This window comes from Streptomyces sp. bgisy130 (genome assembly GCF_057708345.1).
In genome coordinates this window covers 1-6,709 of the sequence record NZ_JBYISA010000088.1, presented here as the reverse complement: position 1 = coordinate 6,709, position 6,709 = coordinate 1, and the positions used below count along the sequence as shown (strand labels likewise).

At 72.9% G+C, this 6,709-nt stretch carries 7 protein-coding genes; 1 reads left to right on the top strand and 6 read right to left on the bottom strand.

All coding sequences use genetic code 11. From position 1 onward, the window contains the following. The first annotated feature begins 260 nt into the window (after nucleotides 1-260). Nucleotides 261-722 carry a BP74-related protein gene (locus AC3EUV_RS38070; RefSeq protein ID WP_432144357.1) on the top strand — a complete coding sequence of 154 codons (462 nt, stop codon included), beginning with the start codon at nucleotides 261-263 and terminating at the stop codon, nucleotides 720-722. Between the two features lie 65 nt (nucleotides 723-787). Here AC3EUV_RS38070 and AC3EUV_RS38065 read toward each other — a convergent pair whose 3' ends face one another. The 6 genes from AC3EUV_RS38065 to AC3EUV_RS38040 all read right to left on the bottom strand — a co-directional run bounded on the left by AC3EUV_RS38065 (nucleotide 788) and on the right by AC3EUV_RS38040 (nucleotide 6,548). Continuing rightward, nucleotides 788-1,444, bottom strand: coding sequence for a response regulator (locus tag AC3EUV_RS38065; RefSeq protein WP_432144356.1), 657 nt, complete (start codon nucleotides 1,442-1,444; stop codon nucleotides 788-790). Continuing rightward, the gene (locus tag AC3EUV_RS38060; protein WP_435604873.1) at nucleotides 1,441-2,802 is read right to left on the bottom strand and encodes a sensor histidine kinase; all 1,362 of its coding nucleotides are present in this window, start codon (nucleotides 2,800-2,802) and stop codon (nucleotides 1,441-1,443) included. Before AC3EUV_RS38060 ends, AC3EUV_RS38065 begins: the two co-directional genes overlap by 4 nt. A gap of 68 nt (nucleotides 2,803-2,870) precedes the next feature. Beyond that, the gene (locus tag AC3EUV_RS38055; RefSeq protein ID WP_432144354.1) at nucleotides 2,871-3,641 is read right to left on the bottom strand and encodes an alpha/beta hydrolase family protein; all 771 of its coding nucleotides are present in this window, start codon (nucleotides 3,639-3,641) and stop codon (nucleotides 2,871-2,873) included. Then, nucleotides 3,638-4,987, bottom strand: coding sequence for a kynureninase (kynU, locus tag AC3EUV_RS38050; RefSeq protein ID WP_432144353.1), 1,350 nt, complete (start codon nucleotides 4,985-4,987; stop codon nucleotides 3,638-3,640). The genes AC3EUV_RS38055 and kynU overlap by 4 nt, the downstream gene beginning before the upstream one ends. Continuing rightward, complete coding sequence (locus AC3EUV_RS38045; RefSeq protein ID WP_432144352.1) at nucleotides 4,980-5,888, bottom strand: tryptophan 2,3-dioxygenase family protein; 909 nt, start codon at nucleotides 5,886-5,888, stop codon at nucleotides 4,980-4,982. The genes kynU and AC3EUV_RS38045 overlap by 8 nt, the downstream gene beginning before the upstream one ends. 246 nt (nucleotides 5,889-6,134) lie before the next feature. Continuing rightward, entirely contained in the window at nucleotides 6,135-6,548 is a 414-nt protein-coding gene (locus tag AC3EUV_RS38040) for a DUF3151 domain-containing protein (RefSeq protein ID WP_432144351.1), read from the bottom strand. Nucleotides 6,549-6,709: the final 161 nt, after the last annotated feature.

Sequence of the window (6,709 nt, the reverse complement as noted above, 5' to 3'; positions counted from 1 at the left end):
CCCCCCCCCCCCCCCCCCCCCCCCCCCCCCCCCCCCCCCCCCCCCCCCCCCCCCCCCCCCACCACCGCGTGCGGTGCCGGGCCCGCCCCGCGCCGTCCACAGCTTGTGGATACAGCACATGCCGTGACCAACCGCCAGTCACTGTTCGCCATTTCACCTGGCGGTGTGTTAACTCGCAGTAACTCTGGAGCACTTGGTAGCCGGACCGTTACTTTCCGTGCGCACGGTCGTGACCACGACCCGCGGCACCGGAGGGGTTCATGCGACGTATCACCACCAAGCTCGGCATTCTCGCGGCGGCGGCACTGCTCGCCGTCACGGCGGCCGGACCGGCCCAGGGAAAGCAGACCCGCGACGCCGGGCGCACCGGCGCCGACGCGGCGGCCTACTTCGTGATGACCGATGTCACCCGCGCGGAATTCGTCATCAAGATCACCGACCCGCGCAAGATCCAGCACGCCCGGGATCTGCTGAGCGGTGCCACCAGCTCCGAGCCCCATGTCATCGGCCGGATCGACAAGCGCACCGCCCCGTACAACTGGCGCTGGAGCTTCCATCTCCGCCCGGAGACCATCGACTTCTTCGACTTCGCCGTCGAGGTCTGTGACGCCACCACGCCCTATGTCGAGGACCATCTGGACGAGGCCGGCGGCCCGTTCCTGCCCGGACTGGTCTGGTGCCCCTGGAGCTCGAAGCTGGTGCGGGAGATCCCCCAGCCTTAGGGGCCGCATGCCAGGGCCGCCGGTGGATCGGATCCGCCGGCGGCCCGCGCGCGCCGCCCGGGGCCTCAGCCGCCCGGCGTCACCAGCCGCGCCTCGTACGCGAACACCGCGGCCTGGGTGCGGTCGCGCAGCCCCAGCTTCACCAGGATGCGGCTGACATGCGTCTTCACCGTGGACTCGGCGACCACCAGATGCTCGGCGATCTCCCCGTTCGACAGGCCCTGGGCGACCAGCACCAGGACCTCGGTCTCGCGCTCCGTGAGGTCGGCGACCCGCTCCTGGGCCGGGGCGCGGGGGGTGCCGAGGCGGGAGAACTCGGAGATCAGCCGCTTGGTGACGGTCGGGGCGAGCAGCGCCTCTCCGGAGGCGACGATGCGGACGCCCTCGGCGAGCTGGCCGGCCGAGGCGTCCTTGAGCAGGAAGCCGCTGGCCCCGGAACGCAGCGCTTGGTAGACGTACTCGTCCAGGTCGAAGGTGGTCAGCACGAGGACCTTGGCGGCCTCGTCGGCGGCCACGATCTCGCGGGTCGCCTCCAGGCCGTTCATCTCCGGCATCCGGATGTCCATCAGGACGACATCGGGCTTGAGGACGGCGACCTTGCGCACCGCCTCCAGGCCGTCGACCGCCTCCCCGACGACCTCGATGTCCGGCATGGCGTTGAGCAGGACCGAAAAGCCCTCCCGGACCATCACCTGGTCGTCGACGATCAGTACCCGGATCATGCCCGCGCTCCCCCAGCCTTGTTCTCGCCCGATGTGTTCGCCACCGGGATGAACGCCGCGACCTCGAAGCCGCCGTCCTCGGTGTGGTCGGCCGTCATCTCGCCGCCCAGCATTTGTACCCGCTCGCGCATGCCCAGCACGCCGTGCCCCGCCCCCGGCGACGGCTTGGCCAGCCGGCTCGGCGCACCGTTGACGATCCGCACGCCCAATCCGCCCAGTACGTAGGAGATCTCCACCCGGGCATCGGCGCCCGGCGAGTGCCGCAGCGCGTTGCTCAGCCCCTCCTGCACGATCCGGTACGCGGACAGCTCGACGCCCTGCGGCAGCGGCCGGGGCGAACCGGTCACCACGGCCTCGACGACCAGCCCGGCGCTGCGGACGCTGTCGAACAGCGAGTCAAGGCTGCTCAGGCTGGGCTGCGGGGCCTCCGGGTCGGCCTCGGCGAAGGCGTCCGGGTCCGCGGAGCGCACCACGCCGAGGATGCGGCGCAGCTCGGCGAGCGCGGCGACGGCGTTCTCCCGGATCGTGGCGAAGGACGTGGCCAGCTCGGGCGGGGTGTCCTTGACGCGGTAGGGAGCCGCCTCGGCCTGGATGGCGATGACGGACATGTGGTGGGCGACCACGTCGTGCAGCTCGCGGGCGATCAGGGCGCGCTCCTCCAGCAGCGTGCGCCGCGAGCGCTCCTCCTCGGTGAGGGTCCGCGTCCTGACGACCTGTTGGCGCTCCTCGCGCCAGGCCCGGACCGCGGCGGCGGAGATCAGAATCACTCCGCAGAAGACCGCCACTACCGGCAGATCATCCAGGTCCGTGCCGGTGATCAGCGTCAGCAGGCTCGCCACGGCGAAGGTGACCAGCCACATCTCCATGGCGAGGCGCGGCCGGGTGCGCAGCACCACGAGGGCCATCACCATGACGTGGGTGGTGAAGCCCTCGTTCGTGAAGAGGTTGCTGAACGGGTCGGCCGCCCCGGCGAACCCCCCGACGACGAACCCGGCCAACGACAGCCAGTAGGCACCCACCGGGCGGAAGAGAGTCAGCAGCAGCGGCACGGCGACCAGCAGGGCGAAGCCGGCGGCCGGCAGGCCGCGCAGCGATCCGGGGCCGGAGCTGGCCAGGCTCGCCAGGAGGACGAGCGCCGAGCAGAAGCCGACGGTCGCGTGCGGCAGCCAGCGCGCCCAGCGTCGCAGCGACTCCGGCAGCCACGGCACCCACCGGGAGATCTTGGCGTCCTCCAGCGGCGGCAGCGGGCGGAAGGCGAAGGCGTCGACGAACAGGTCCTGGCGCAGCCGGTGCAGGACGCCGTGGGCTATCCGTGCCTCCGAGTGCAGAGTGTCCTGCGTCTGGGTCGTCTCGTTCACGCTGACAACGGTAAGCAACGCCGGGCCCCCGCGGCGTCCTCACCAGTGGGGATCTGCCGGCGTCCGCCTCAAGTACTACACGGTCGGTGCACGCAACGGATGAGTGTGTGACAGCTGGGGCTGCCGGGGGTCACGGGGGCGTAGTGGCCGACGCCGGGCAGCTCGCGCAGCTCCGTGCTGCCGGGGTGCCGCGCGGCGTAGCGGCGGGAGAGGTCGACCGGGACCTCCGGGTCCTCGGTGCCGTGCAGGATCGTCACCGGGATGCCCGGCGGCGGATGGCGCACCGGGTCGGCCGCGGCGAGGCGTTCCGCGAGGCCGGGGGCGTCGCCCAGCAGCTCGGCGACCGCGCCGTCGCTCAGGCCCAGCTCATGGGCGCGGGCGAGGTCGGCGACCGGTGCGACCGCGACCACGCGGGTCACCGGGGTGCCCGGGCGGGCGGCGGCGAGCAGCGCGAGATGGCCGCCCGCCGAGTGCCCGGCCAGGACCACGCCGGGATCCGCCGCGGTCCGCGCCAGGGCGGCGTGGGCGGCCGCGACGGCCGCCGTGACGTCCTCGAACGTCTGCGGCGCCCCGCCGCCCGCGCCGACCCTGCGGTACTCGGCCAGCGCGACCGGCATCCCGTGTCCGGCCAGCTCGGCGGCGAGCGGCGAGAGATGCCGGCGGTCGTAGGCCGCGCGCCAGAACCCGCCGTGCAGCAGGACGACCAGCGGGCCGCGGGCCGCCGCCCGCGGCGCGTAGACGTCGACGAGCTGGTCCGGATGCGGCCCGTAGGCCACCGTCCGGTCCGGCGCCACCGGGGCGAGCCCCAGCAGCGCCGGTTCCTCGCCGGCCACCGTCACCCGGCCGCCCCGGACTCCACCTCGGGCAGCGCCCCCAGCACCTCACCGAGCACCCGGGCCGCCCGCTCCGCGTCCGCGAAGGAGGTGTAGAGCGGGGTGAAGCCGAAGCGCAGCACATCGGGGTGGCGAAAGTCGCCGACCACCCCGCGCCGGATCAGCTCGTCCATCACCTCGCCCGCGAGCGGGGTGCCGCCCTGCCGGTCCGCGGCGAGCTGGGGAGAGCACGCCAGCGACACCTGGCTGCCGCGCCACTGATGGTCGGACGGGGTGAGGGAACGCACCCGGCCCGGCGGCACATAGGCCGCCACACACTCCAGGAAGAAGTCGGTCAGCGCCAGGCTCTTGGTGCGCACCTCCTCGATGGCCACCCCGTCCCAGGCTTCCAGCGCCGCCTCCAGGGCGAGCAGCGAGAGGATGTCGGGGGTGCCGACCCGGCCGCGCAGAATGCCGCCGGCCGGTTCGTAGGAGGGGTCCATGGCGAACGGCTCGGCATGCGAGTTCCAGCCCGGCAGCGGCGATTCGAACCGCTCCTGGAGGCTCTCGCGGATGTAGAGATACGCGGGCGCACCCGGGCCGCCGTTGAGGTACTTGTACGTACAGCCGACGGCGAGATCGACATGGTGCGCGTCGAGTCCGACCGGCAGCGCACCGGCGCTGTGGCACAGGTCCCAGACGGCGAGCGCGCCCGCGGAGTGCAGCGCGCGGGTGATGCCGGGCAGGTCGTTGAGCCGGCCGGTGCGGTAGTCGACATGGTTGACCAGCGCCAGCGCGGTCCGCTCGGTGACCTCGTCGGCGATCCGCGCGGGCTCGACCGGGCGCACCGCGAGACCGGTCATCCGGGCCGCGGAGCGGGCGATATAGCCGTCGGTCGGGAACGTCGTGGCATCGACGAGGATCTCCGTGCAGCCCTTGCCGGCCATCCGGACGCCGCCGATCACGGCCTTGAAGATGTTGACGCTGGTCGAGTCGCCGACCACCACCCGGCCCGGGCCCGCCCCGATCAGCGGGGCGATCTTGTCGCCGATCCGCTCGGGCGCGGTCCACCACCCGGATTCGCTCCAGGAACGGATCCGCAGTTGGCCCCATTCACGGGTGATGACATCGGCTATCCGGTCGGAGACCCCGCGGGGCAGCACCCCGAGGGAGTTGCCGTCCAGATAGACGTCCGCGTCGCCGGACGCGTGATCGGGCGCGGGGTCCAGGACGAAGCGTTCGCGGACCGCGGCGAGCGGATCGGCGGCGTCCAACTCCGCGGCACGCACGGCCTGTTCACGGCCCCCGGAGGGCTCGGTGCGGCCGCTGGTCCCGGGGAGTTCGCGGGTCTTGGATTCGGGGGTCTCAGACATGGCTTCGCGCCGTCCACAGCTCGGGGAAGACGTTCTTGCGGGCCCGCTTCTCCAGCCAGGCCACCCCCGCGGAACCGCCGGTACCCATTTTCGCTCCCATCGCCCGCCACGTCGCGATCAGATGGTCGTTGCGCCAGCGCAGGACCAACTCACCGACATCGGTCAACACCTCGCCGAGCCGGACCAGCTCGGACTCCTGCGAACCGGCGTAGATCTCGGCCCAGACGGCCTCGACGGCCGGATCCGGTTCGTACCGCAGCGCCGGATCCCGCTCCAGCACGGCCTCGGGGACCGCCCAGCCGCGCCGGGCGAGCATCCGCAGCACCTCGTCCCACAGGCTCGGCTCCTGGAGGGCCTTCGCCAGCTCGGCGTGCTCCCGCGGCGCGCCCCGGTGCGGCACCAGCATCGACGCGGACTTCTCCCCCAGCAGGAACTCCATCCGCCGGTACATCGCCGACTGGAAGCCGGAGCCCTCACCCAGCGCGCTGCGGTAGGCGTTGAACTGCGCCGGGGTCAGCCGGGCCAGCGGCTTCCAGGCGGCGTTCAGCGCCTCCAGCTCGTACCCGGAGCGGCGCAGCGCCGCCATGGCCACCGGCAGATCGTCACGCCGCAGCGCCTCGGCGGCGGTGCGCCACTCATGGACGATGACCGTGAACCACAGCTCCATGACCTGGGTGGTGACCAGGAAGACCATCTCGCCGGGGTCCTCGGAGAGCGGGTGCTGTAGATGGGTGAGGACGCCCGCCTGGACATAGTCCTCGTACGGGGTCGTACGGCTGCTGCCGATGCTCAGATCCGGGGCGAACGGCGGGTCCGGCTCGGCGGTGCCGGCCGATACGGGACATCCGGCGGGCGCGGCAGAGACGCGGTCCGGGGGTTCGGTGGGAGACGGCTGCGACATGAGGGACTCCTCAGGTGCGAACTACCGGGTAGCGGTCCGCCCCTTCCTTGTCGGCTCGGGAGCCCCGGTCCCCTCGGGCGCGGGATGGCCCGGCCCACTGAAATCATCGGTGCTGGGCAGCAACCGCGCAAGGGCCGGCCGCGATCGCGGCCGGCCCGTTGACCTGGGCGCTCCCCGGCGGAAGCGCGGACGGCCCCGGCGCGGGACGCGCCCGCGGCCCGTCAGGAGGAGCCCGTCGGCGGCCCGTCAGGACAGGGTGTCGGCCGCGGTCGGCGAGGAGTCCCGCAGGAAGGCCGAGCAGCGCTCGTACTCCTCCTGCTCGCCGATCGCCTGGGCGGCGCGGGCGAGGGCGTGCAGCGCGCGGAGGAAGCCGCGGTTGGGCTCGTGCTCGAACGGCACCGGGCCGTGGCCCTTCCAGCCGGCCCGGCGCAGCGCGTCCAGACCGCGGTGGTAGCCGGTGCGGGCGTAGGCGTACGACTCGACGACCCGGCCTCCCTCGAACGCGTCGTCCGCGAGCTGCGCCCAGGCCAGGGACGAGGTCGGGTACTTCGCGGCGACATCGGACGGTGCCGTGCCCGCGGCGAGCAGTTCGCGGGGCTCGGGATCGTCGGGCAGATGGGTCGGGGGCGGGCCCCCGAGGAGGTTTTCGTGAATGGGCATGGTTCCAGTTTGCCAGTGCGCTGCGCTGGGCGGTTCGGCGTGCGTTTTTGGCTTTCCCGCCGTGGGTGTTGCTCGCCGTTTGTTGCACGCTTGCGCGGTGCCCTCGGCGTTGCGCCTGCGGCGGGCGTTGCCGCTGCGCGGGGCTGTTGGGTGCGGTGACG

What these genes read in the sequence shown, in the direction of transcription:
- AC3EUV_RS38070 (WP_432144357.1), top strand. Translation starts at nt 261, where the DNA reads ATGCGACGTATCACCACCAAGCTCGGCATTCTCGCGGCGGCGGCACTG.
- AC3EUV_RS38065 (WP_432144356.1), bottom strand. Translation starts at nt 1,444, where the DNA reads ATGATCCGGGTACTGATCGTCGACGACCAGGTGATGGTCCGGGAGGGC.
- kynU (WP_432144353.1), bottom strand. Translation starts at nt 4,987, where the DNA reads ATGTCTGAGACCCCCGAATCCAAGACCCGCGAACTCCCCGGGACCAGC.
- AC3EUV_RS38045 (WP_432144352.1), bottom strand. Translation starts at nt 5,888, where the DNA reads ATGTCGCAGCCGTCTCCCACCGAACCCCCGGACCGCGTCTCTGCCGCG.
- AC3EUV_RS38040 (WP_432144351.1), bottom strand. Translation starts at nt 6,548, where the DNA reads ATGCCCATTCACGAAAACCTCCTCGGGGGCCCGCCCCCGACCCATCTG.